Here is a 25,266-nt window from a genome sequence, read left to right as displayed (position 1 = left end):
GATGTTTCCCGCCATAGTGGTATTCTAGAGAAGCAAAGATGCTTATCTAGAACGGAATTTTTGAGAGTAAAATAGTTCGGGGAACTATTTTAGCCTGAGCCTAGAAATTAATGAGCGAGGAGCTCGAAAATTAGGTCTTTCATTTCATGGATTTCTAAAATCATCCACTGGATAATTTTACCTCCCGTCCGCACTATTTAAGGGAAATAGAAAAAAGACAAAAAATTAAAAATAAGAAACTGAAAGGGAAATTACAATGGAACGAATCATTCATGGAGATGTCTTATCACCAATCTTGGCTTATATGCGCTTAAAAGGGCAACACAAGGTGATCTTAGAAAGTATTCCGAGAGACAAGGAAACCGCTCGTTTTTCTATCTTAGCCTATAATCCAGTTTTTGAGATTCAGTTTGAAAATGGAGTCCTTTATCAAAATGGGCAAGTGATTGATCGGGATCCCTTGGATTTCCTTTATGAAGTGACTCATAAGAGCCAACACCATTCAGACCTCCCTTTTGGTGGGGGAGCCATTGGCTTTGTGGGTTACGATATGATTTCGCTCTATGAGGAAATCGGCCAAATCCCTCAAGATACCATTGGGACTCCAGACATGCATTTCTTTGTCTATGAGAGCTACATGGTCTTTGACCACAAGAAGGAAAAAATCCATGTCATCGAAGATGCTCTTTATAGCGATCGCAGTCAAGAAGATTTGGAAGCAGCCTTGAAGCAAGTGCTTGAGGAATTACGCATTCCTGCTTCAAATGAATTTGAAGACCTGGATCTATCTCCGTTAGACTTCAAACCCCATATCGCTCCTCAGAAGTTTGAGCAAATGGTGGAAATCGCTCGTGGCTTGATTCGTAATGGTGATATGTTCCAATGCGTGCTCAGTCAACGTTTCTCAGCAGAAGTTACTGGAAATCCATTTGACTTCTACAGAAATCTTCGCGTGACCAATCCATCTAATTACCTCTATTTCTATGACTTTGGTGACTATCAAATCATCGGTGCCAGTCCGGAAAGTTTGGTTTCTGTCAAAAATGGCATCGTGACAACCAATCCGATTGCGGGTACACGACCAAGAGGGGCTACGGATGAAGAGGACAAGGCCTTGGCGACAGACCTGCTTGCTGATGAGAAGGAAACAGCAGAACATCTGATGTTGGTAGACTTGGGGCGTAACGATATTGGCCGCATCTCTGAAACATCCAGTGTTCAAGTTACCAAGTATATGGAAGTGGAGCTCTTCCGCTATGTCATGCATTTAACCAGTGTTGTGAGAGGGCGTTTGCTTCCCGAACTCACTGCCATGGATGCCTTGAAAGCAACACTTCCAGCTGGAACAGTTTCAGGAGCACCAAAGATTCGGGCCATGAGACGGATCTATGAACTGGAAACAGAAAAACGGGGCTTATACGCAGGAGCAATCGGCTACTTGTCTGCGACGGGTGATATGGATTTGGCCATTGCCATCCGAACTATGATTCTTAAAAATCAAACAGCCTATGTGCAGGCTGGGGCAGGGATTGTCTACGACTCCATCGCCCAAAATGAATACCAAGAAACCATTAACAAAGCAAAATCTATGACTAGAATTGGAGAACTAAGACCATGATTTTATTGATTGACAACTATGATTCTTTTACCTATAACTTGGCCCAATATATCGGGAATTTCGCAGAAGTTCAGGTCTTGAGAAATGATGATCCCAAGCTATATGAAGAAGCTGAAAAAGCAGATGGTCTGGTCTTTTCTCCCGGTCCTGGTTGGCCAGTGGATGCCGGAAAGATGGAAGACGTGATTCGTGACTTTGCTGGCAAGAAGCCGATTCTTGGGATTTGTTTGGGGCACCAAGCCATCGCAGAGGTCTTTGGTGGACAGTTAGGCTTGGCTCCCAAAGTCATGCATGGGAAACAGAGCAATATTAGCTTTGAAGCGCCATCTATTCTCTATCAAGACATTGAGGATGGTCGTCCAGTCATGCGTTATCACAGTATTTTGATTGAAGAAATGCCAGAAGGCTTTGAAGTGACAGCTCGTTCGACTGATGACCAAGCTATTATGGGAATTCAACACAAAAGCCTGCCGATTTATGGCTTCCAGTACCATCCAGAAAGTATCGGAACGCCAGATGGCTTGTCTTCTATTCGGAATTTTATCGAGAAGGTTGTAAAGTGAGGAAACTAGGATGAAAGAGATTATTGAAAAATTAGCAAAATTTGAAAATTTATCAGGTGTGGAAATGACGGATGTCATTGAGCGTATCGTAACTGGGCGTGTAACTGAAGCGCAGATTGCTTCTCTTCTCTTGGCACTTAAGATGAAGGGAGAAACACCAGAAGAGCGCACAGCCATTGCCCAAGTCATGAGAGGGCATGCCCAACACATTCCAACTGAGATACATAATGCTATGGACAACTGTGGTACTGGTGGAGACAAGTCCTTCAGCTTTAACATTTCGACAACTGCAGCCTTTGTCTTGGCTGGTGGCGGCATTCATATGGCTAAGCATGGTAACCGCTCGATTTCTTCTAAATCGGGTTCGGCAGATGTCCTTCAAGCTTTGGGTATCAACCTAGACCTCAAACCAGCTGAACTAGGTAAGATTTTCGATAAAACTGGAATCGTTTTTCTCTTCGCTAAAAATATGCACCCAGCAATGAAATACATCATGCCAGCTCGTTTGGAGTTGGGAATTCCAACGATTATGAACTTGACTGGTCCACTGATTCATCCAATGGCCTTGGAAACACAGTTGCTTGGCATTAGTCGTCCAGAACTGCTAGAAAGTACAGCTCAGGTATTGAAAAATATGGGTCGCAAACGTGCCATCGTGGTTGCTGGACCAGAAGGGCTTGATGAAGCTGGCTTGAACGGAACAACCAATATTGCTCTTCTTGAAAATGGCGAAATCACCTTGTCAAGCTTTGATCCAGAGGATTTGGGGATGGGACGCTATGCTATCGAAGATATCCGTGGTGGGAATGCTCAGGAAAATGCAGAAATTTTGCTCAGCGTTCTTAAAAATGAATCAAGTCCATTCTTGGAAACCACAGTTTTAAATGCTGGTCTTGGTTTCTATGCCAATGGTAAGGTAGCTAGTATCAAGGAAGGAGTTGCCTTGGCCCGCGAAGTCATTGCTAGTGGCAAGGCCCTTGAAAAACTCAGACTGTTACAGGAGTACCAAAAATGAGTCAGGAATTTTTAGCACGAATCTTGGAGCAGAAGGCGCGTGAGGTTGAGCAGATGGAGCTGGAGCAAATCCAGCCCTTGCGCCAAACCTATCGCTTGGGTGAATTTTTGAAGCATCATCAAGACCGTTTGCAGGTGATTGCTGAAGTCAAGAAAGCTAGCCCTAGTCTGGGAGATATCAATCTCGATGTGGATATTGCGCAACAGGCCCAGACTTATGAAGCGAATGGTGCAGTGATGATTTCAGTTTTGACAGATGAGATTTTCTTTAAAGGGCATTTGGATTATCTACGGGAGATTTCCAGTCAGGTAGAGATTCCGACGCTCAACAAGGACTTTATCATCGACGAAAAGCAAATCATCCGAGCTCGGAATGCAGGTGCGACAGTTATCTTGCTCATCGTCGCAGCCTTGTCAGAAGAACGCCTCAAGGAACTGTATGACTACGCGACAGAGCTTGGTCTGGAAGTCTTGGTGGAGACTCACAATCTAGCTGAACTAGAGGTAGCCCACAGATTTGGTGCTGAGATTATTGGGGTTAATAACCGCAACTTGACCACCTTTGAGGTCGATTTGCAGACCAGTGTAGACTTGGCCCAGCACTTTGAGGAAGATCGTTATTACATTTCTGAATCTGCTATTTTCACAGGGAAGGATGCAAAACGCGTTGCACCATACTTTAACGGAATTTTGGTGGGAACAGCTCTCATGCAGGCAAAGGATGTGGCTCAAAGAATCAAGGAGTTGCAGATTGACAAAGGTTAAAATTTGTGGACTATCGACAAAAGAAGCGGTAGAAACAGCCGTTTCAGCAGGGGCAGACTACATCGGTTTTGTCTTTGCACCTAGTAAAAGGCAGGTGACCTTGGAAGAGGCTACAGAGCTGGCAAAGCTCATTCCTGCAGATGTACAAAAGGTTGGCGTATTTGTTTCACCAAGTCGGGCTCAACTGCTAGAAGCGATTGACAAAGTTGGCTTGGACTTGGTACAAGTTCATGGTCAGGTAGCGGATGATTTGTTTGAGGATTTGCCTTGTGCCAGCATTCAGGCGGTACAGGTAGATGGAAATGGTCATGTGCCTCATTCTCAGGCGGATTATCTCCTCTTTGATGCCCCTGTGGCTGGGAGTGGACAGACCTTTGACTGGGGTCAACTGGATACGTCTGGACTAGCCCAGCCATTTTTCATCGCAGGTGGGCTTAATGAAGACAATGTAGCAAAAGCAATTCAACACTTTACTCCCTATGCAGTCGATGTATCGAGTGGAGTGGAGACAGATGGACAGAAAGATCATGAAAAGATTAGAAGATTTATAGAGAGGGTAAAGCATGGCATATCAAGAACCAAATAAAGATGGATTTTACGGAAAATTCGGTGGACGTTTTGTCCCAGAAACATTAATGACAGCAGTTTTGGAGTTGGAAAAGGCCTACCGTGAAAGTCAAGCGGACCCAAGTTTCCAAGAGGAATTAAACCAACTCTTACGTCAGTATGTAGGACGTGAAACTCCCCTTTACTACGCAAAAAACTTGACCCAGCATATCGGCGGAGCCAAGATTTATCTCAAACGGGAAGACCTCAACCATACAGGGGCTCACAAGATTAATAATGCCTTGGGACAGGTTCTTATGGCTAAACGCATGGGCAAAAAGAAAATCATCGCTGAAACTGGTGCTGGTCAGCACGGTGTGGCAACTGCAACGGCTGCAGCCCTTTTCAACATGGAATGTACTATCTATATGGGTGAGGAAGATGTCAAGCGTCAAGCCCTCAATGTCTTCCGTATGGAACTTTTGGGAGCCAAGGTGGAAGCTGTAACAGATGGTTCGCGCGTGCTCAAAGACGCGGTCAATACAGCCCTTCGTTCATGGGTGGCTAACATCGACGATACCCACTATATCCTTGGTTCTGCCTTAGGACCTCATCCATTCCCAGAAATCGTTCGTGACTTCCAAAGTGTCATCGGTCGAGAGGCCAAACAACAGTATCGCGACTTGACAGGACAAGATCTGCCAGATGCCCTAGTAGCCTGTGTTGGTGGTGGTTCTAATGCTATCGGACTCTTCCATCCATTTGTAGAAGATGAGTCAGTAGCCATGTATGGGGCTGAAGCAGCAGGGCTTGGTGTGGATACAGAGCACCATGCAGCGACCTTGACCAAGGGTCGTCCGGGTGTCCTTCACGGTTCTCTTATGGATGTGCTCCAAGACGCTCATGGTCAAATTCTTGAAGCCTTCTCTATCTCAGCAGGTTTGGACTATCCTGGTATCGGTCCAGAACATTCTCACTACCACGATATCAAACGTGCCAGCTATGTTCCTGTGACTGACGAGGAAGCCTTGGAAGGATTCCAACTCTTGTCTCGCGTAGAAGGGATTATCCCAGCCTTGGAATCAAGCCACGCCATCGCCTTCGCAGTGAAATTGGCCAAAGAACTTGGTCCAGACAAGTCAATGATTGTCTGCCTATCCGGTCGTGGGGACAAGGATGTGGTCCAAGTCAAAGACCGCTTGGAAGCAGATGCAGCAAAGAAGGGAGAAACTCATGACTAAGACACTAACAGAAAAATTGAATGCTACCAAAGCAGCAGGAAAAGGAATTTTTGTTCCCTATATCATGGCTGGAGACCACGAGAAAGGCTTGGATGGTCTCGCTGAAACAATCCACTTTTTAGAAGATTTGGGTGTTTCGGCTATTGAAGTGGGTATTCCCTTTTCAGACCCTGTTGCAGATGGACCTGTTATCGAAGAAGCAGGCTTGCGCAGTCTAGCTCACGGGACTTCTACCCAGGCTTTGGTTGAAACCTTGAAAACCATTCAAACAGAAGTGCCACTGGTCATCATGACCTACTTCAACCCCATCTTTCAGTACGGTGTGGAGAAATTTGTCAAAGATTTGGCTGATACAGCGGTTAAGGGCTTGATTATTCCAGACCTGCCTCATGAACATACCAATTTTGTAGAGCCATTTTTGGCAGACACAGACATCGCCTTGATTCCCCTAGTAAGTTTAACCACAGGACTTGAGCGCCAAAAAGAGTTGATCAAGGGAGCAGAAGGCTTTGTCTATGCCGTTGCCATCAATGGAGTGACAGGGAAGTCAGGAAATTACCGTGCAGACTTGGACAAGCACTTGGCGCAATTGCATCAAGTAGCTGACATCCCAGTCTTGACAGGTTTTGGCGTATCTAGTCAAGAAGATGTAGAACGTTTTAATGCGGTATCAGATGGCGTTATCGTCGGTTCGAAAATTGTAAAAGCTCTCCACCAAGGAGAGCCGATTGAGGACTTTATCAAGCAAGCAGTAGCTTACCAAAAATAATCACACAAGCAGCAAGTAAGAGGAAAGGCACGAAAGGAAGTCTTTCCTTTTTCTTTTGCAGGAGAAAGGCCAGAATGCCCGTCGAAGAAGCAATCTGGATCAAGATAAGTAATTCGGTTGCGCTAAAGATGAGAACACAGGAAGCTAAAAAGAGAAAATCCCCTGCGCCCATGCGAATATCGATAAAATGAGCCATGATTCCAAGGGCAAGGAAGAAGAACATAACAAAATTCCAACCACAGAAAGCCATGAGGATTAGGTGGAAAGTCAGCCAGACTAGCAAGGGATATTCCTGATGGCGAAAGTCGTAGATGCCCAAGGTCAAGCCAGCAGTGATGAGGATGACTTGCCCCAAGGAAATCCACTCCCAAGACCAAGCTAGAAAGAGTAACCCCAAGCCCAATTCAAAGAGGGCATACCAGAATGGATAGCGAATCTTGCAGTAGCGACAGCGAAAGCGATTAGAGACCTGCGAGAGGATAGGAATCAAATCCAACGGACGCAAGCGAGTCTGACAGGAATCGCAGTGACTAGCTGGTCGAATAATGGATTGCTCAGGAAAACGGTCAATGACCAAACCTAGAAAGGAAGCGAGAATGCTCCCTACAAGAAAAAAATAAAGATCAATCATACTTATCTATTCGTAAAAAATAGGAGAAGTAGTATAATGGAGAAACATAGATAAGATGGTGAGGTCAAGATGACAATTCGTTTTGAAGAAAATATGAGCACAGAAAATGCTCAGCACGTATGCCAATGGTCCAACTCCCTTGGCAAATCCTTTCAAGAACAATGGATGGGACCAAAGATTCCTTTCCCCTTAACAATTCAAGCCTTGCAAGATTTGGAAGGAATCTTTTCTATCTTTGATGGACAAGAGTTTGTGGGGCTTATCCAGAAAATCAGGCTAGAAGACAGGAATCTTCATATCGGGAGATTTTTTATCAACCCCCAGAAACAGGGGCAAGGCTTAGGTAGCCAGGCTTTAAGGGAATTTGTTAGTTTGGCCTTTGAAAATGAAGACATAGACACTATTTCTCTAAATGTCTACGAGGCAAATCAAACAGCTTACAATCTTTACCAAAAAGAAGGATTTGAAATCGTTCAAATGGTTGAAGTACCTATACGAAAATACATCATGAAAAAGGGCAGATAGCAGATTAACTTTGTAGTAAAAACTCCTTTTTCGCTGTGAAGAAGGTTACACTATTTTAAAGGCAGAAGGAATGACTCGTATGAAAAAAACGGACATTTTTAAAGACATTGTTTGGATTATGACACATGATTCATCTACAGTAAAAGATCGCAAAGGGTGCAACCCTCAGCCTTTTCTAGAAAAGATTACAGATGATATGACTGAGCCAGAATTTCTCTATCAAGTCAGGACTTATCTTGCTAGTTTTGGGATTATTGGGCATGTTTCTTTTCATGATAAAAAATCAGGTCCGAAAGGTTTTCTTTTGAGGATAAGTGAGCAGGAAATGTTTGTCGAGGAAGCAAACCAAGATACAGGCCTCCAAGTGGGGGATCGAATCCTCAGTCTGGACGGGATGAGTTTGGAGCAAGTAGCTTTGCAACACCCAAATTACTTTATTAGTCTGACTCTAGAAAGACGATACCGAGAATGGGCAGATTTGCTACTGATGGCAGAGCAAGTGACCGTCTTGCGAGATGGACAGGAGATGTCTATTACAGTTCGTGCTAGCCAGCAAGCTCAAAAAGCTCAGATCTTTTGGAAAGAGTTGGAGTCAGATATCCTCTATCTACGCTTAGATAATTTTATGGATGAAGAAGCGATTAGCCGTTTATACCAAGAGTGCTTGCAGAAGATTACTGAGACAGAAACTCTTATTATAGATGTCCGTTACAACAATGGGGGCACGGATTCTTTGTATTTTCCGCTCTTACATCTTGGCTTGGAGGAAGGGAAAGGCTATGACACTCTTGATTTACAGGATGATGGAATGGAAATTCTCTATACAGAAGGAAATGTCGAACGACGCTTAAAAGACTTTGAAACATGGCTTCAACAAGAAAATATCAGTCCTGATACGGTGAAACTGCTTGAAGATTTTCGTAATAACTTACTCCAAAATCGAGGGAAAGGCTATGTTCGGTATCAGGATGATCAGGACGAGCTTTTTCCAGGTGTTAAGGGTGGTCACTATCCAGAGCAAATTTTTGTTTTGTCGGATATTTATTGTGCCTCATCAGGAGATAATTTTGTCAAGATGATGAAGAATTTTAAGAAAGTAACAGTTATCGGCCGTCCAACGCTTGGTATTTTAGACTACTCAAATTGTTGCAAGGTAGATTATGATGATTACTTTTTGATGTTCCCAACTTCTCGCTGGTTGGCTATAGATAAAGGCAAAGGGATGACGAACAAAGGTGTTCTTCCTGATATAGAAGTCCCTTGGACTCCTGCACATTTTGAACGAGATGTAGATCTAGATAAATGTCTGGAGTTGATTGAGATGAAGAGGAAACATTAGATTGTTTAAATAAAAGACTTAGTTCTGTATGAAATAGAGCTAAGTCTTTTGCTTTTGATTTGTTTGTAATTGAGTAAAGTGACTGTATCACTGATAGGGTAAAAGAATTTTTTACACACCAAATATATCTTGAGCATCCGTTGATAGAATAAAAGTAGGGAGGATACAAAAAAAGCCTTGAAACCAAGGCCTTTCCTGTTGTATTTAGATGCCCCCTGCATGGATTTGTAAGAACTTTTCATATTGAAAATAAACAAAAATGTTGAAATATAGCTGATTTTAGGGAAATACTTTTAGGTGTTTTCAATGTCAGGATTTAAAAATGGGGCAAAAGTGGGGCAAAAACGAATGACTCGTATTTGGTTTGAAAACCTATAATACCTAATGATTATGCTATTCTAGATATATAGTTTTGTTATAAATAAATGTCAGTGCGAGATCAAATTGGAGGATAAAATGGAAAAACAAATTAATGAAAAAAAAGCCTTGGTTCCCAAAGCTTTTTAATCTTATAAACTCATTAAAACAACTCCCAGTAAGGTGTGGAATGTTTTTTAGTCTGTGTCATATAAAAATAAATAGAATGAATAGCTATAGCTAGAGCTAAAATGGTTGTAATACTTACTACTATTATAGGATTAGAAGCAAAGATTAAAGAGAGAATCAAGGCAGCCAGATAGAGTGTCGCTTGGACACAGTAGTAACTTTTCGAATAGCGAAGATAGTGTTTGTTATAGGGCCCATTTACTAGGACAGCAGCTTGAAAGAGGCCAAATCCGATATAAGAGAAGCTGGTTGCAAAGAGACGATTAGCTTCAGGATTCTGAAGAAATCCCATCGATACAGTCATCATCATAAGTCCAATGAAAATAGGATAGTGACTGTAAATTAGAAATAGCCCCTTTTGATTAGATTTTTCATCAATAGCATGGTCGAATTGACCAAAATAAAACAAGAACAGAGAAATCATAATAATGAAATAAAGAACCGAATAAATCGAGAAATTCTCGATTGTAAAGAAGTTAGCTAGCTCCGTAATCATCTCTCCAAACATAATAATGACAAGAAGGGAGATGCGCTCGATTAAATGGGGGAGATTTACCTGGAAATGATCATCTTTACTAATCGAGGTAATTGGCGTAATAAATGTTAGCAGAATACTAGCATAAAGGATATAGACTCCAATGTAAATAGGAAGAAGAGCTGCTAGATAGATTTCTAAACTTCGTAGACCTGTTATCCATAGAAAACCTTTGATACTTTCCCTATGAACATTATCGGTTGATTTTTTAAAAAACTCAACCAAATATTGAAAAAATAAGGTAAGGGTTAATGTACCAATAGCCCAACAGACATAATGAAAATATTGTTGCCAATCAGGTCCAATCATATTGGCTATAAAGAGTAAAATTCCCATTTTGATAAACATGATTACTATGTTAAATAAAGAGTTCTTTCCATAGCGATTGGTATAATCGGTTTGAATCATCCAGGAATCGATGAGAAGCAAGACAGACATGAAAAAATCAAGCAAAGAATTCCAAGTCAAAATACCGTTATGAAGATGGTCAATTAAAGTAGTTACTTTTGAAATTGCAAAAACAAAAACTAAGTCATAAAAAAGTTCTGAAAATTCTACACGTTTATGTTTAATAAGAGTTGTCATCTTAAGACCTTTCTATTTTAGAAGTACAATTTATTATAACAGAAAATGGTAATGAGAGAAAAGGATATGCTTAAATAACTTTATGTGGCGCGAATGAACTGCGCCACAAAAGTTAGGTTTTTTCTGTCTAACTTTTGGGGTGCAGTTCAGAAGGGGTGTTTTTTCTATCGTTTTTTAGTGCTAAGACTACACAAAAAAGCCTTGATTCCAAGGCTTTTCCTGTTGTATGTAGATGCCCCCATGGATTTGGGAGACTATATCATCTTGAAAGTAATTAAAAAGTTGAAATTTAAGTGATTTTCGGAAGGTACTTTTAGGTATTTTCAATGTCATGATTTAAAAATGGGGCAAAAGTGGGGCAAAAACCATACAGATTCTAAACTGTATGGTTCTTTTTTTATCTAACCAAGAAAGGTTAAAACTTATTAAAACAAATGCAATCAACTGTTGAAAACTTTTTAGTCCGTGTAATATAAAAACAAGTAAAAAGTTGAACTATAGGGAATATTGTGTCATAATAGGTAATATATGAATAATTAATAGATTGGAAATAATGCTTTCTTACCTTAACAAGTTGAATTGGTTATACATTTTTTCGTCGCAATTGTGTCTATCTCTCGAGTTTAGCTAGTTTTTATAAGCTCTGGTTTCTAATCAATATAACAAATTTTAGAAGTGCATAAGACAAGATGGTGACATTACTACAGTCATTTCTAGTCACCATATGTTGCTGGCACAGGCTGTTTGTAGTGTTGGCTATTTACTAGTCAGTTTAATCGGAGTGTTTAATTTTTATTGTTGAAAGGTTTTTATATGGCGAAAATTCTATCTTTAGGTCTGACAGGTAAGAAATTACTTGCTCAGGGGTTCTTGTTTGTTCTGCTAGGTCTCATCTTGATGGTCACGGGGACTTGGTTGCCAGTAACAGTTATTCGCCTGGTTCTGTTTTTAGCTTGGATAGCAACGGTCGTAGATTTGCTATTAAGAGTTTTCAAAAAAAGCCAGTCAACGGATACCTTGGGAGTTGCACTGGTTAAATTGTTAGTGCTGGGATATTTGCTAGGTTCTAATCTTGCGACTGATATACCGATTTATGTTCTGGCTCTTGTGATTGGAGTTTATCAGATTTTTAGGGCCACGATTAATCTTGTCACCTATGTTCTCTACCGTAAAAATAATATTCGACCTCGTTTTCGTCTCTTACTAGATGGTATTCTACTAGTTTTTCTTGGTGGAGCTAGTCTTTTGTCCTCTACGGGAAATTCTGTCTTTCAACTCTTTGTTTTAGGGGCTTATTTTTTCCTTTATGGTCTGTCCAATATCCGTGACGGTTTCTTGTTTGAGGAGGAAATTGGGAAAAACCATCTCAAACGTCGCATTAGAATTAGCTTACCTATTGTCCTAGCCGCTCTCATCCCTGCAAGAACTTTAGCAAAAATCAACAAATTCATGCAGGAAAATGCTGATGAGAGAGAGGATATCCATCTTGGAATGGTGAAGTCTGGTAAGACAGCGGAGCTTGAAATTTTTGTTCATACAGCTGAGACCTCTCTGTTTTCGGCAATTGGTCATGTGGATATCTGCTATCAAGGCCGTGTTATTTCTTATGGCAACTATGATCCGTCTTCTGAGACCTTATTTGGCATGGTAGGAGATGGTGTCTTATATTTCTGTGATCGTGACAAGTACATTGACCTATGTAAACGTGAGAGTCAAAAAACGCTTTTTGGTTATGGGATAGATTTGACGCCTGAAATGGAAAAAGCAGTTCAGAAAAAGTTGGCTGAATTGAAACAACTGACGATTCCATGGGAGCCAAGTGCAGATAAAATCATGACAGGTGATGGTAAGGAAGACTACACCTACGCTTATAAAATCAGACATGAGACAGATGGGGAACTTTATAAATTTATCAAATCTAAGTTTAAATCCTACTTTGTCTTATCTACAAACTGTGTGCTCTTGGCTGATACCATAGTCGGTCAGGCTGGCACCGATATCCTCTCACCCAAAGGATTTATCGCTCCAGGAACTTACCAAGCCTACCTTAATCGAGAGTTTGAAAAACCAAATAGTATAGTCGTATCTAAACATGTTTATTAAGGAGAATTTATGAACTTAGTAAAAAAATACACCCCGTTAATACTTTTTATAGGGCTGGTTGCTCTTGTAATTCTGAATGCATCGAGCTTTATATCAGGAGCAATCTCTCTCTTTGATGTAATATCAACCTTGATTTATGGTGCTGTTATTGCTTTTGTGCTTAATGTTCCTATGAAAAAAATTGAACAGTACTTAGTTAAATTGAAGGTAAAGGCAGAGTTGCGTCGTCCGATTGCCATGGTACTTGTTTTCCTAGCTCTTATCTTAATCGTGATTGCTCTTTTGGTTTTGGTGCTGCCAACCCTAGCCCAGACTATTAGTCAGCTGGGAACAGTCCTTTCAACAGTCCTTACTCAACTTGGGAAATTGCTAGGCAGCTCGGAATTTGTAACCAAAGACATGTTGTCAACTATCGTATCAGGCATACAGGGACAATCTAGTTCTATTAGCCAAGCTTTGATAGGTTTTTTATCAGGTCTGACTAGTAATATCGGCAATATTTTTTCAAGTTTGATGAATGCCTTTTTGATTATAGTCTTCACCTTTTTATTTTTATCCAGTAAGGAACATTTGGCAGCGATGACGAGTCGACTTCTAAAAGTTTTTCTTCCAGAGAAGGTGGTGATAAAGTTGACTTACATTGGACAAGTAGCACTAGAGACTTATGACCAATTTTTGATGAGTCAGCTGATTGAAGCAGTTATCATAGGAGTTATGATAGCGGTTGGTTACAGCGTGTTTGGGATACCCTATGGAGTAATGACAGGTATCTTTGCAGGAGTGCTATCGTTCATTCCTTATGTAGGGCCTATGATTGCTTGTGTTGTGGGAGCGATTTTTATCTTCACAGTGAGTCCTACTCAAGCCTTACTTTCTCTTCTTCTATATCAAGTTATACAGCTGATTGAAGGAAACCTTATTTATCCTAGAGTTGTAGGTCAGTCTATTGGTTTGCCAGCTATTTTCACGCTTGCGGCTGCTAGTATTGGAGGCAATCTCTTTGGCTTACTTGGGATGATATTCTTTACACCGATATTTGCTGTTATCTATCGATTGGTTAAGGAATTTGTCGTTGCAAAGGAAAATCAGCTAGATTAAGAAAAACTAAATTTAATAAGATATACTGAGAAGAGAGTGAGAGATTCTCTTCTCTTTTATTTTTAAATACTTTTCTACAAAAAGCTATTAGACGTTAAAAAAAGCCTTGGTTTCAAGGCTTATTTCTGTTGATTTAGATGTGCCCCCTGCAGGGCTCGAACCTGCGCCCCATAGCTTAAGAGTCTACTGCTCTACCAACTGAGCTAAGGAGGCAACAGAAAAAGCTGAGAATGTAACTTCCCAGCTATTTTAATATGCCCAAAATGGCAGCTAGATTATTTACGAAAGGCATCAAGGATATAGGTGAAACCAACAATTAAAAATGCAAAGGCAACGACATAAACGACAAAGACACTTGTAGCTACTGGATTGAACAAAATCACTAGACCTAGTAAAAATGCAAGCAACGCTATCCACATGATATGGTTGCCAATAATAGGGAAAATCAATCCCAAACGATTGCCTTTAAAGAAAACTATAATGGCTTCTACAATTAACCAAATTCCTAAAATAGTTGGAATGACAACTGGCAGCGTCACAAAGCCATAGGCAACGAGGTAAAGAGCTAAGAGAAGATTAACAATCCCTTGGAAAAGATGAGCTGGTGAGCGAAGCTCTTTTGGTACAGAGAAATAGCCTAAAATAGCTGCTATAGAAGAAACCAGTAAACCAAATGCAATCCACCAGCTGTAAGCAACAAGATTAGCTACTGGGTTTGTAAATAGGAAAAGTCCTAAAAGGACAAAAACAACTCCTGCAAGGAATAGCAGTAAACGATTAGAAAATTTCATTTCAATACCCCCTATATAGTATAGTATAGTTTGATAATAAAAGTATTATACACCTTTTTAGAGGAAATGTCAATAAACAAAATGGAAAATTTGGAAGTTTCAGTCTGATTTATGAAAAGAAAATCAGTTTTTATTATTTTGAAAATAAAAAGAGAAGATAAAATTTGTCTTCTCGACATGAAAATATTGTATGGCATCAAAGCAAAAGTAACTGGCTTTACACTATTTGTAAAGATGTAATTTGATTCAAAAAGAAAAGATAGATTTAAAAGTGGGGCAAATGATGAGGCAAATCAGTTATAGATAAGCAAAAAAGCCTTGGTTATCAAGGCTTTTCCTGTTGTATGTAGATGCCCCCTACAGGGATCGAACCTGTGACCCACGGATTAAGAGTCCGCTGCTCTGCCAGCTGAGCTAAGGAGGCAAAGAAAAAAGCTGTATTGGTGCCGAAACTTCACGGTTTGTATTGAACCCGCGCAATTAAGCAGGTGGGCAACTCGCTCTAACTGAAGCTGTTTCCGTGTGAGACGGCCTACATGCTGTTAGAAGACTTTTGTTTCCCTAATAATACAAAAAATAGTCGGTCAACACTTAAGTGTGAAGTCGTACACCACAGCGTTTCTATGTTTATATGATACCACTTTTTCAAAAAAAATCAAGAGGAAAGTGCAATTTTTTGAAAAGGATTTCAGATTTTTCGTAAACGGTCGATGGCTTCCTTTCTTTGAGCCAAAGCCCGCTCATATTTACCAGTATCTTCTGCTTGGAAATAGTGATGATTGCGGATTTTTTCTGGCAGATAGTCTTGCTTGACCCAATTTCCAGGATAGTTGTGTGGATAGAGATAGTCTTGGGCATTCCCCAGTTCCTTGCTTCCACTGTAGTGCCCATCACGCAGGTGTCGCGGAATAGGCAAGTGCCCTGATGTTTTGAGGTCAGCAAGTGCCTTATCCATAGCTACATAGGCTGAGTTGGATTTTGGAGAAAGGGCCAAATCAATGACGACATTGGCAATGAGAATGCGGGCTTCTGGGAAACCAATCCTTTGTGCAGCACCCAGAGCAGTCACGGTGTGAATCTGGGCTTCAGGATTGGCCAAACCGATATCTTCATAAGCGATAACAGTCAAACGACGAGCGAGACTTGGCAAATCACCAGCCTCAATCAAGCGGGCAGCATAGTGAAGACTGGCATCAACATCTGAGCCACGGATAGACTTTTGCAGGGCTGAGAGGACATCGTAGTGTCCATCTCCATCCTTATCCATGGTGATGTAGCTTCGCTGCAGGCTATTTTCCATGATGTCTAGAGTGATATGGCGGATGCCCTTGTCATTTTCGGGAGTAGAAAGAACAGCCAAGTCAAGTGAGTTGAAGGCAGAGCGAAGATCTCCGTTTGTAGAGGTCGCGATGAAGTCCAGCGCATCCTCATCTAGTTCCACTGGAAAATCAAAACCACGCTCAGGATTACTTAGAGCTATCTGAAGGGCTTCTTTGACGTTTTGGTTAGACAGAGGTTCCAACTCAAAAATCTGAACACGACTGCGAATGGCAGGAGTGACAGAGAAGAAAGGATTTTCAGTTGTAGCGCCAATCATGATGACCAGTCCACTTTCCAAGAGAGGCAAGAGGAAGTCTTGCTTGGTTTTATCTAGTCTATGAATCTCGTCAAGGAGTAGTACAAGTCCACCTGAAAATTTAGCCTCTTCCGCAATTTCTTGCAGTCGCTTTTTACTATCAACTGTCGCATTGAAAGTTCGAAAGGCATACTTAGTAGTCCCAGCGATGGCTGAAGCAATACTGGTCTTGCCGATTCCAGGAGGTCCATAAAGAATCATGGAGGACAGGCGGTTGGCTTCCACCATGCGGCGGATGATTTTTCCTGGTCCGACCAGATGATCCTGACCGATGACCTGGTCGATGGTTTTAGGGCGCATGCGAAGCGCGAGATTGTCTGGCATAGCAGTCCTTTCTAACATGGATTTTCTGATGTATATGTGGTAAGATGGTAGTATCTATTTTAGCATAATTCCGAGTAATCGGGGCTTTAAAAAGCGATTTAGAAAGAGGACAAAATGGCAACATACGGATTTTTAGATGTTTTAGAGGAAGAATTGGACAAGAACTTTCCCTTTGACTTTGAGATTAGCTGGGACAAGCGCAATCACGCGGTTGAAGTGAGTTTTCTATTAGAAGCACAAAATGCTGATGGAGTGGAGATGCTGGACGAGGACGGAGAGGTGTTATCAGACGACATTCTTTTTGAAGAAGCAGTCCTTTTCTACAATCCTGCCAAATCAACAGTCAATGCGGACGATTATCTGACTGTCATTCCTTATCTGCCAAAGAAAGGATTTTCTCGTGAATTTTTAGCCTATTTTGCCCTTTTCCTCAAAGACACTGCCGAGGTTGGGCTGGATGCCCTCATGGACTTTTTAGAAGACCCAGAAGCAGAAGAATTTGTCATGGAATGGAACCAAGAGGTCTTTGAAGAAGGAAAAGTCGGCTTGGAAGAGGGAGAATTTTATCCTTATCCGAGATATTAGGAAGAAGACAAGCTTGATTTGAGTAAATGCAAAGGGAGGTAAATCTTGACAGCGGAAAAAAAATATATTGGTGCTTATAGCCGAGATGCTAGAGACTATTTTTCATTATTGCCGACAGAACGAGAAATAGTAGAGCAGTTGCAGGTTATATACAGAGAAGAGAAAGGGATTTTTGTCTTATGTGGTAACAGAGGATCAGGAAAATCAAGTCTGAAAAATATTTCTTTGGAATCTGTTAAAAATCGTAGAGGTGCTAAAGATGACAAAGAAATTCTTGTAGTGAATGTATCTTTTTTTAGTGGTAATAAAGATTTTCATAGAGAAATTTTGATGCAAATTCCTAACGCTATTACCAGAAGAATGAACGATATTGAACGTGATATTGGTGATTTTGTTTATAATGATGGCAGGTATTATCCGACTCTAGAGTATAATGCTGAGGAAAAAGAAAAAAGTACGATTTGTTAGAACAGGATAAAATAAGAGAAAATTTTTCAACAATACGTAGAAGACTGAAAAAAATTAAGGAAATATTCGAGATTGATTCAAATATTTATAATTTATGCAACGAGTTATCAAATCAAACTAGTAATTTATTTGAACAGTTTAATCTTTTAAACAAACAGCATAAATACCAAAACAGTAAGTTTCATCTGTTTCAAAAAAATAGAGTAGATATTTTAAATTTTCGAAAAAACATTGACGAACTGTATCAAAAGGTTGAGTATTTTGAAAGAAAAGCGAGCGAGCTAATAAAATTAGAGGAATTCTTGCTTATTTCTCACCAACAACTGCAATATTTTGATGTAGAAATAACAAATACAAAAAGATATTTAGAATCAACTACTTCAGATATATCAGCCAATTCATCTACTAGTTTAAGTGCTAGTATAGGAATAATAAAAACGGGATTACAATTAAGAGGGAAAATCTCTTCAAGTAGCAATGAAGAATGGTCTCGGGAATTAAAAAGTATTGTTACTGAGGAATTAAAAGAACGTCAGCTATTAAAGCTTTTAAAAAACATGTCTGAATACTTTAATATCACTTTTTCCATTGATGAATTAGATAAATGTAACACAGCTACGATTATTGATATGATTGATAGAAATAAAAGGTTATTCTTTGATTGTAATGTTTCGACATTGCTAATTACAGATATATCCACTGCAATATCTTTATTGGAAAAATCAGATTATATTTCTGAGCCTAATATCATTGTTGTTCCTGACTTAGATATTTTAGATTATATTCACAGGATTAATAGTAAAGGGTTACCCCTAAGTTATAATTTTATTACTATTCTAGATTCCTATTTCGTGAATAGAATGAATAATAGGGAGTTAAATTATGGTAGAAAAAATGAGAAAAGAATGTATTTTTCCAAGGGATTTGAACTTTATAAGTTTATGAATTCGACTCTTTACAGAGATACAAATCAACTTTATAAGCCGATGATATTGAAATTTTATTGGGAATTAATTGACTTACTGGATTTTGTCGGGGAATTATCTAAAGAAGAATATGAACAGTTTGAGAATAGTTTTCTTAATAATAATGACTTGCATTCTTTAAAAATTAAGTTTATACTGCGTAAAATAATAGATCAATTAACGACACATTCTTTTGACTACTCTTTTACTCTCAAAGATGATCGAAGTCGGTATAGACATACTAAATCATTGACTGAGTTTAATAATAAGGAATCCTATATTCGCGAATTTTTGCGGCAAATCGCTTCAAAACCATCGATACTTTCCGATGAGACAGCTTTTTTAAAAATTAATCATATAGATTCTCAAACTGAGAAATTTTACGACTTTGACATAGAATTCTCAGATTATCTAAAAAAATTGGATATTGATGATGAAAAGTTTAAAAATATCTTGTTGCAACTATCTGAACCAGGAAAAAAAAGTATATATGATGGAAGAACCTATCGTTTTGCAAAGGAATTTTATGATCCTTCTCAAGGAGTTGATGATGCACGAGCCATTGTAGAGAGAGAAAATACAGTTGGCATCATTTTATTCTATCCACACGATTATTCGGAGAATGCTGATCCAAATCACCAGCCACTACGAAATGGTATTATCGTAACCGTAAATGATTTTGATGAGTTTATACTATATCCATACTTAGGTTATATTGGTCTACATTCTCACAAACCATCTTATCTCACAGAATTTAAAAAAGAATTGAGTGATCAAAATATCCTAGTTTACGAAGTAGAAGATGAAAATTTATGGAAAGGATGTTTCGAAAAAGATAATAAAGAACTTGAAGATAAAATTTTTGAGGTCTGTAAAAAAGAAATAAAAAGATGGCTTAGTGATATGAAATATAGAACCAACAGGTAACCATCTTGGCTAAATCATTGATTTATATTGTTATGTTATTAGAAATTGTTATATCTCCTTAGCAATATTTAATCTTCCCAAGATTAATGAAAGTTATTCGAATGAATTTTTATCGTGAAAATACTAGACAATTTAGTTTGTCAAACAGAAAACAAATAACAGTAGGGTGGTGCGAGAAGAGAAACGTTACTATGAAAACTGGTTAGAGGAGTTGGAACAAGAATTAGACAAAGGAGTCTGATATGGAAATAGAAATTTCTGATTTTACAGGTTGCAAAATTGCTTTGTTTTGTGGAGATAAGCTCTTAACTATCTTACGTGATGACAAATCAAACATTCCATACCCTAATACCTGGGAATTACCAGGTGGCGGACGAGAGGGTGATGAAAGTCCCTTTGAGTGTGCGGCGCGTGAAGTTTACGAAGAGCTGGGAATTCATCTGACTAAAGATTGTCTGCATTGGAGTAAGGTGTACCCAAGTATGCTTTTTGAGAGGAAGGAATCCGTCTTTCTAGTTGGCAAGTTAAGGCAGGAACAGTTTGATAGTATCGTCTTTGGTGATGAGGGACAGGGATATAGACTGATGAGTATTGAGGAGTTTCTTGGCTCAGATAAGGTTGTCCCCCAGTTGCAGGACAGAGTGAGGGAATATTTGGAGGAAAAAGAGAAATGATATACACAATAGCCACAACTACACTAAATAAAGAAATTAAACGAAGATTAGAGACTAACCAGTACAGTAAAGAAGAAGCGACAGCGCTCTATATGGAATACTTACAACTCAAAGGCCAGAGAGAAAAAAGCTTTCGAACAGTTAGACTTGTCATAATGTTTACAGTCATTTTGCTTCCGATTTTGACTTTAGTAGGGACTCTTCGAAGAGGGCAAGACCTTGTGCCAGTCTTATTTTCTATCTTGCTACTCTTTTTTATAATCGTGCCAGTGTATTTTCTGGCCTATTATCTCATGTTTGGTCGTTTCAAACACCAACTACACAGTGCCATGTCTATACACTATGCAGATGTGATTGAGGAATGTAAGAAACGGTAAAAACTTTTTCAAAATAGTGGAATGCTGGTTGATTAGGAAGAGTCATTTGAAAGGAAATTATTTAAGTAATGAATATTACATATATTGTTGGGAATGGTTTAGATTTGCAATATGGTTTAAAAACAAAATACAAGGATTTCTATGACTTTCAACATAAAGTTTATATGGAAAGGAAAGAGAAAGAAGGATATTCAAATTTAATCTATGAATCGTTATTTACAGATAAAGCAAATGATTATAAAAATTGGTCAGATTTTGAATTATCAATTGGAGAATTAACAAAAAAGAATTCTGGAATTATTCTAAGCAAAGAATCAAAGGATAAATTCATTGATGATTTTACTGATATAATCGATGATTTAATTGCTTATTTAAGGATGGTAGAGGAAACCTTTAATGTTGAAAATTATAAAATTGATTTTGAAAACACTCTAAATCGAATTAAGACTGATTGTCCTATATCAAATCAAGAAGTTACTAGCCAAAAGTATAATGACAAGCCAATTGGAAATGATCATGTAAATATTCTTAGTTTAAACTATACTAGTATACTTGATAAGTTATATGAATCATCAACAGTAACATTTAGTAATGCTCTGAGGCATAATGCTTATAGTTTTCATATATCAAAACCAATCCATGTGCATGGTATTTTAGATGCTTGTACAATTTTAGGGGTCAGTGATGAGTCACAAATTTCAGCTACATTTAGTGATGAGCAAAAAAGTTTTCTTATAAAAGAATATATTTTGAAAGAATATAGAGAAAATATGGATGTTAGGAATAGCGAGATAATTAAAAACTCTGACATAATTATTCTTTACGGAGTGTCTCTTGGTATTACTGATAAATATCTGTGGAATCAGATTGCTAAACGCTCAATTGATGATAAGGTCCCAGTAGTTGTTTATCATTATGCTCCTAATTTTGCTGCAGGAAATCCTAATAGAGTGAGACGCTTATATAAAATGGTAGAAAACAAATTCATACAGAATAGTGGTATTGACTTAGAGTTAGAGAAGAAATTAAGAGAAAATCTTATTGTTGTTATCGGAAAGAATATTTTTAACCTAATGGAAAGGTAAGCAAAGTACAAAATGGAAACATGGCAAGAGTTAAAAGTTACAGTGAAGCGTGAGGGGGAGGAGTTGGTTTCCAATCTCTTGATTGAGCTGGGAGCTCAAGGAGTCGCAATCGAAGACAGTATGGACTATGTGGGAAATGTGGATCGTTTCGGCGAGATTTTCCCAGAGGTGGAGCAACAAGAAGAAATCGTAGTGACAGCCTACTATCCTGATACGGTTGATGTGGCAGTGGTTGAGGCAGATTTGCAGGCTCGCCTGGCAGAATTGACAGATTTTATGGATTTGGGTGAGATCAAGATGGGTACGACTGACTTGGCTGAGGAAGACTGGGCAGACAACTGGAAGAAATACTATGAGCCAGCCCGCATCACTCATGATTTGACCATCGTGCCATCTTGGACAGACTATGAGGTGGCTGCTGGAGAAAAGATTATCAAGCTGGATCCAGGCATGGCCTTTGGGACTGGAACGCATCCAACCACTAAGATGAGCCTTTTTGCCTTGGAGCAGGTTCTTCGTGGCGGTGAAACAGTGATCGATGTGGGGACTGGTTCAGGTGTCCTTTCTATCGCTAGCTCACTACTAGGAGCTAAAGAAATCTTCGCCTATGACCTCGATGACGTGGCGGTTCGTGTGGCTCAGGAAAATATTGAGCTCAACCCTGGTATGGAAAATATCCATGTAGCGGCAGGAGATTTGCTTAAGGGGGTTGAGATTGAAGCAGATGTCATCGTGGCTAATATCTTGGCGGATATTCTCATTCATCTGACAGAGGATGCTTATCGCTTGGTCAAGGATGAAGGCTACCTGATCATGAGTGGCATTATCAAGGACAAGTGGGACATGGTGCGCGAGTCGGCTGAGTCAGCTGGATTTTTCCTTGAAACCCACATGATTCAAGGAGAATGGAATGCCTGTGTCTTTAAGAAAACAAAGGATATTTCAGGTGTGATTGGAGGCTAGCATGCAGCAGTATTTTGTAAAAGGCAGTGCAATATCTCCTGTCACTATTGAGGACAAGGAAACCAGCAAGCATATATTTCAGGTCATGCGCTTGAAAGAAGATGATGAGGTGACCTTGGTCTTTGATGATGGTGTCAAGCGTTTGGCGCGCGTGCTGGATGTGGAAAATCGTCAGTTTGAGTTGGTCCAAGAATTGGCTGACAATGTGGAACTGCCCGTTCAAGTAACCATCGCATCAGGATTTCCCAAGGGAGACAAGCTGGAGTTTATCACTCAAAAAGTAACCGAACTCGGTGCCAGTCAAATCTGGGCCTTTCCCGCTGACTGGTCGGTCGCCAAGTGGGATGGTAAGAAATTGGCTAAAAAGGTTGAAAAACTGGAAAAAATTGCCCTTGGAGCGGCAGAACAAAGCAAGCGTAATATCGTTCCAAGTATTCAGCTTTTCGAGAAGAAAGCAGATTTTCTAGCCCAGCTTGACCAGTTTGACTCTATCATAGTGGCCTATGAAGAGTCGGCTAAAGAAGGAGAAGCCGCTGCCCTTCTGCAAGCAGTTACTGGACTCGAGAAAGGAGCCAAATTGCTCTTTATCTTTGGCCCAGAAGGCGGTCTCTCACCAGCAGAAATCGAAAGTTTTGAAACTAAAGGAGCTGTCTTGGCGGGACTTGGACCTCGGATTTTACGAGCAGAAACAGCACCACTTTACGCCTTATCAGCCCTTAGTGTTTTAGTAGAATTAGAGAAATAAGAGGAAGAAAATGGAACAAAAACACCGTTCAGAATTTCCCGAAAAGGAACTTTGGGATTTAACAGCCCTATACCAAGACCGTGAAGATTTCTTGCGTGCAATCGAGAAAGCTCGCGAAGACATCAACCAATTTAGCCGTGATTACAAGGGCAATCTTCATACTTATGAGGATTTTGAGAAGGCCTTTGCGGAATTGGAACAAATCTATATTCAGATGAGTCATATCGGCAATTACGCCTTTATGCCTCAGACGACAGACTATAGCAATGAAGAGTTTGCTAATATTGCCCAAGCTGGGATGGACTTTGAGACAGATGCCAGTGTAGCCTTGATCTTCTTTGACGACGCCTTGGTGGCTGCAGACGAGGAGGTCTTGGACCGTTTGGGTAAATTGCCTCACTTGACGGCAGCCATTCGTCAGGCTAAAATCAAAAAAGCCCACTATCTAGGGGCGGATGTGGAGAAGGCCTTGACAAATCTGGGTGAAGTTTTCTACAGTCCACAGGACATTTATACTAAGATGCGAGCTGGGGACTTTGAGATGGCTGACTTTGAAGCCCATGGCAAAACCTACAAAAACAGCTTTGTGACCTATGAAAATTTCTACCAAAACCACGAGAACGCTGAGGTTCGTGAGAAATCTTTCCGTTCTTTCTCAGAGGGACTCCGTAAGCACCAAAATACGGCTGCGGCAGCCTATTTAGCTCAAGTCAAGTCTGAGAAATTGTTGGCAGATATGAAGGGCTATGACTCAGTCTTTGATTATCTCCTAGCTGAGCAAGAAGTGGATCGTTCCATGTTTGACCGCCAGATTGACCTCATCATGAAGGACTTTGCGCCAGTTGCCCAGAGATACCTCAAGCATGTTGCCAAGGTCAATGGTCTTGAAAAGATGACTTTTGCAGACTGGAAATTGGACTTGGACAGCGCCCTCAAACCTGAAGTGACTATTGATGACGCCTATAATTTGGTCATGAAGTCAGTCGCACCATTGGGTCAAGAATACACTCAAGAAATTGCCCGTTACCAAGAAGAGCGCTGGGTAGACTTTGCTGCTAATAGTGGCAAGGATTCAGGTGGTTACGCAACGGATCCATATCGCGTGCACCCTTATGTCCTTATGAGTTGGACAGGCCGTTTGAGCGATGTCTATACTTTGATTCATGAGATCGGGCATTCTGGTCAATTTATCTTTTCTGACAATCATCAGAGTTACTTTAATGCCCACATGTCTACTTATTACGTCGAAGCGCCGTCAACCTTCAATGAATTGCTTTTAAGTGATTATTTGGAACATCAGTCTGACGACCCTCGTCAAAAACGCTTTGCTCTTGCCCACCGTTTGACAGACACCTACTTCCATAACTTTATTACCCACCTCTTGGAAGCAGCCTTCCAACGTAAGGTTTATACATTGATTGAAGAAGGAGAAACCTTTGGGGCAAGCAAGCTCAACAGTATTATGAAGGAAGTCTTGACGGATTTCTGGGGAGATGCTATTGAGATTGATGACGATGCGGCCTTGACTTGGATGCGCCAAGCTCACTACTACATGGGCTTGTATAGCTATACCTACTCAGCGGGACTAGTTATTTCGACTGCTGGTTATCTCCATCTGAAACATTCAGAAACTGGAGCTGAAGACTGGCTCAATCTCCTCAAATCAGGTGGCAGCAAGACACCACTTGAGTCAGCCATGATTATCGGAGCCGATATCTCAACGGACAAACCACTCCGTGATACCATCCAATTCTTGTCTGATACAGTTGACCAGATTATTGCTTATAGTGCTGAGTTGGGGGAGTAAATTAAAAGAGTCTGGGACAAAAGTCTAACCTTAAATATAAA

24 protein-coding genes and 2 tRNA genes are annotated in these 25,266 nt (G+C 40.0%); 20 read left to right on the top strand and 6 right to left on the bottom strand.

Annotation, left to right across the window (positions count from 1 at the left end; all coding sequences use genetic code 11):
* Positions 1 to 256: 256 nt before the first annotated feature.
* The 7 genes from trpE to trpA are packed head-to-tail and all read left to right on the top strand — an operon-like array spanning position 257 to position 6,516.
* Positions 257 to 1,618, top strand: coding sequence for an anthranilate synthase component I (trpE, locus tag KIH88_RS07185; protein ID WP_000439665.1), 1,362 nt, complete (start codon positions 257 to 259; stop codon positions 1,616 to 1,618).
* Entirely contained in the window at positions 1,615 to 2,181 is a 567-nt protein-coding gene (locus KIH88_RS07180; protein WP_213988217.1) for an aminodeoxychorismate/anthranilate synthase component II, read from the top strand. Before trpE ends, KIH88_RS07180 begins: the two co-directional genes overlap by 4 nt.
* 10 nt (positions 2,182 to 2,191) lie before the next feature.
* A complete protein-coding gene (trpD, locus tag KIH88_RS07175; protein WP_213988216.1) occupies positions 2,192 to 3,196 on the top strand; it encodes an anthranilate phosphoribosyltransferase in 1,005 nt (334 codons plus the stop codon).
* Positions 3,193 to 3,960 carry an indole-3-glycerol phosphate synthase TrpC gene (trpC, locus tag KIH88_RS07170; protein ID WP_213988215.1) on the top strand — a complete coding sequence of 256 codons (768 nt, stop codon included), beginning with the start codon at positions 3,193 to 3,195 and terminating at the stop codon, positions 3,958 to 3,960. Before trpD ends, trpC begins: the two co-directional genes overlap by 4 nt.
* Positions 3,947 to 4,546, top strand: coding sequence for a phosphoribosylanthranilate isomerase (locus KIH88_RS07165; RefSeq protein ID WP_213988214.1), 600 nt, complete (start codon positions 3,947 to 3,949; stop codon positions 4,544 to 4,546). Before trpC ends, KIH88_RS07165 begins: the two co-directional genes overlap by 14 nt.
* A complete protein-coding gene (gene trpB / locus KIH88_RS07160; RefSeq protein WP_213988213.1) occupies positions 4,524 to 5,747 on the top strand; it encodes a tryptophan synthase subunit beta in 1,224 nt (407 codons plus the stop codon). The genes KIH88_RS07165 and trpB overlap by 23 nt, the downstream gene beginning before the upstream one ends.
* Positions 5,740 to 6,516 (top strand): tryptophan synthase subunit alpha, encoded by a 777-nt coding sequence (gene trpA / locus KIH88_RS07155; RefSeq protein ID WP_213988212.1) that lies wholly within the window; start codon positions 5,740 to 5,742, stop codon positions 6,514 to 6,516. The genes trpB and trpA overlap by 8 nt, the downstream gene beginning before the upstream one ends.
* On the opposite strand, the gene KIH88_RS07150 is transcribed toward trpA, so the two are convergent.
* Positions 6,488 to 7,147 (bottom strand): prepilin peptidase, encoded by a 660-nt coding sequence (locus tag KIH88_RS07150; protein WP_213988211.1) that lies wholly within the window; start codon positions 7,145 to 7,147, stop codon positions 6,488 to 6,490. The two genes, trpA and KIH88_RS07150, sit on opposite strands and share 29 nt — an antisense overlap.
* Positions 7,148 to 7,216: 69 nt before the next feature.
* Here KIH88_RS07150 and KIH88_RS07145 point away from each other — a divergent pair, with 69 nt between their 5' ends.
* Together KIH88_RS07145 and KIH88_RS07140 are read left to right on the top strand one after the other, a co-directional pair.
* Entirely contained in the window at positions 7,217 to 7,672 is a 456-nt protein-coding gene (locus KIH88_RS07145; RefSeq protein ID WP_213988210.1) for a GNAT family N-acetyltransferase, read from the top strand.
* Between the two features lie 79 nt (positions 7,673 to 7,751).
* Positions 7,752 to 9,011 (top strand): S41 family peptidase, encoded by a 1,260-nt coding sequence (locus tag KIH88_RS07140; protein ID WP_213988209.1) that lies wholly within the window; start codon positions 7,752 to 7,754, stop codon positions 9,009 to 9,011.
* A gap of 520 nt (positions 9,012 to 9,531) precedes the next feature.
* On the opposite strand, the gene KIH88_RS07135 is transcribed toward KIH88_RS07140, so the two are convergent.
* The gene (locus KIH88_RS07135) at positions 9,532 to 10,677 is read right to left on the bottom strand and encodes a low temperature requirement protein A (protein ID WP_213988208.1); all 1,146 of its coding nucleotides are present in this window, start codon (positions 10,675 to 10,677) and stop codon (positions 9,532 to 9,534) included.
* A gap of 813 nt (positions 10,678 to 11,490) precedes the next feature.
* On the opposite strand from KIH88_RS07135, the gene KIH88_RS07130 reads away from it, so the two are divergent.
* Entirely contained in the window at positions 11,491 to 12,780 is a 1,290-nt protein-coding gene (locus KIH88_RS07130) for a DUF308 domain-containing protein (RefSeq protein ID WP_213988207.1), read from the top strand.
* Between the two features lie 9 nt (positions 12,781 to 12,789).
* On the top strand, positions 12,790 to 13,878 hold the full coding sequence (locus KIH88_RS07125; RefSeq protein WP_004256071.1) for an AI-2E family transporter: 1,089 nt from the start codon (positions 12,790 to 12,792) through the stop codon (positions 13,876 to 13,878).
* A gap of 140 nt (positions 13,879 to 14,018) precedes the next feature.
* Here the strand turns inward: KIH88_RS07125 and KIH88_RS07120 are convergent.
* The 4 genes from KIH88_RS07120 to KIH88_RS07105 form a co-directional block, all read right to left on the bottom strand.
* Positions 14,019 to 14,091 (bottom strand) — tRNA-Lys (locus KIH88_RS07120).
* A 62-nt stretch (positions 14,092 to 14,153) separates the two neighbouring features.
* Complete coding sequence (locus tag KIH88_RS07115) at positions 14,154 to 14,669, bottom strand: DUF308 domain-containing protein (protein ID WP_000672740.1); 516 nt, start codon at positions 14,667 to 14,669, stop codon at positions 14,154 to 14,156.
* A 351-nt stretch (positions 14,670 to 15,020) separates the two neighbouring features.
* Positions 15,021 to 15,093 (bottom strand) — tRNA-Lys (locus KIH88_RS07110).
* Between the two features lie 264 nt (positions 15,094 to 15,357).
* Entirely contained in the window at positions 15,358 to 16,629 is a 1,272-nt protein-coding gene (locus KIH88_RS07105) for a replication-associated recombination protein A (RefSeq protein WP_213988206.1), read from the bottom strand.
* 114 nt (positions 16,630 to 16,743) lie between these two features.
* Here KIH88_RS07105 and KIH88_RS07100 point away from each other — a divergent pair, with 114 nt between their 5' ends.
* From KIH88_RS07100 to pepF, 9 genes are all read left to right on the top strand, one after another.
* Positions 16,744 to 17,214: a DUF3013 family protein gene (locus tag KIH88_RS07100; RefSeq protein ID WP_213988205.1), complete on the top strand. Its 471-nt coding sequence runs from the start codon at positions 16,744 to 16,746 to the stop codon at positions 17,212 to 17,214.
* A 45-nt stretch (positions 17,215 to 17,259) separates the two neighbouring features.
* Positions 17,260 to 17,682, top strand: coding sequence for an ATP-binding protein (locus tag KIH88_RS07095; protein WP_225901030.1), 423 nt, complete (start codon positions 17,260 to 17,262; stop codon positions 17,680 to 17,682).
* On the top strand, positions 17,676 to 19,574 hold the full coding sequence (locus KIH88_RS07090) for an exonuclease SbcC (RefSeq protein WP_225901029.1): 1,899 nt from the start codon (positions 17,676 to 17,678) through the stop codon (positions 19,572 to 19,574). Before KIH88_RS07095 ends, KIH88_RS07090 begins: the two co-directional genes overlap by 7 nt.
* 242 nt (positions 19,575 to 19,816) lie before the next feature.
* Positions 19,817 to 20,248 (top strand): NUDIX hydrolase, encoded by a 432-nt coding sequence (locus tag KIH88_RS07085; protein WP_213988204.1) that lies wholly within the window; start codon positions 19,817 to 19,819, stop codon positions 20,246 to 20,248.
* The gene (locus tag KIH88_RS07080) at positions 20,245 to 20,625 is read left to right on the top strand and encodes a hypothetical protein (RefSeq protein ID WP_213988203.1); all 381 of its coding nucleotides are present in this window, start codon (positions 20,245 to 20,247) and stop codon (positions 20,623 to 20,625) included. Before KIH88_RS07085 ends, KIH88_RS07080 begins: the two co-directional genes overlap by 4 nt.
* Before the next feature lie 68 nt (positions 20,626 to 20,693).
* Positions 20,694 to 21,710, top strand: a complete 1,017-nt coding sequence (locus KIH88_RS07075; protein WP_213988202.1) for an AbiH family protein — start codon at positions 20,694 to 20,696, stop codon at positions 21,708 to 21,710.
* Between the two features lie 12 nt (positions 21,711 to 21,722).
* Positions 21,723 to 22,673, top strand: coding sequence for a 50S ribosomal protein L11 methyltransferase (gene prmA, locus KIH88_RS07070; protein WP_213988201.1), 951 nt, complete (start codon positions 21,723 to 21,725; stop codon positions 22,671 to 22,673).
* Position 22,674: 1 nt separating this feature from the next.
* Positions 22,675 to 23,418: a 16S rRNA (uracil(1498)-N(3))-methyltransferase gene (locus tag KIH88_RS07065; RefSeq protein ID WP_213988200.1), complete on the top strand. Its 744-nt coding sequence runs from the start codon at positions 22,675 to 22,677 to the stop codon at positions 23,416 to 23,418.
* 10 nt (positions 23,419 to 23,428) lie between these two features.
* Positions 23,429 to 25,225, top strand: coding sequence for an oligoendopeptidase F (gene pepF / locus KIH88_RS07060; protein ID WP_213988199.1), 1,797 nt, complete (start codon positions 23,429 to 23,431; stop codon positions 25,223 to 25,225).
* The last annotated feature ends 41 nt before the right edge of the window (positions 25,226 to 25,266 follow it).

It is taken from the genome of Streptococcus oralis, from assembly GCF_018448765.2.
In the GTDB taxonomy this organism is placed as follows: domain Bacteria; phylum Bacillota; class Bacilli; order Lactobacillales; family Streptococcaceae; genus Streptococcus; species Streptococcus oralis_BM.
Note: the sequence above shows the minus strand (reverse complement) of the source record. Positions and strands in the feature narration are given on the sequence as shown.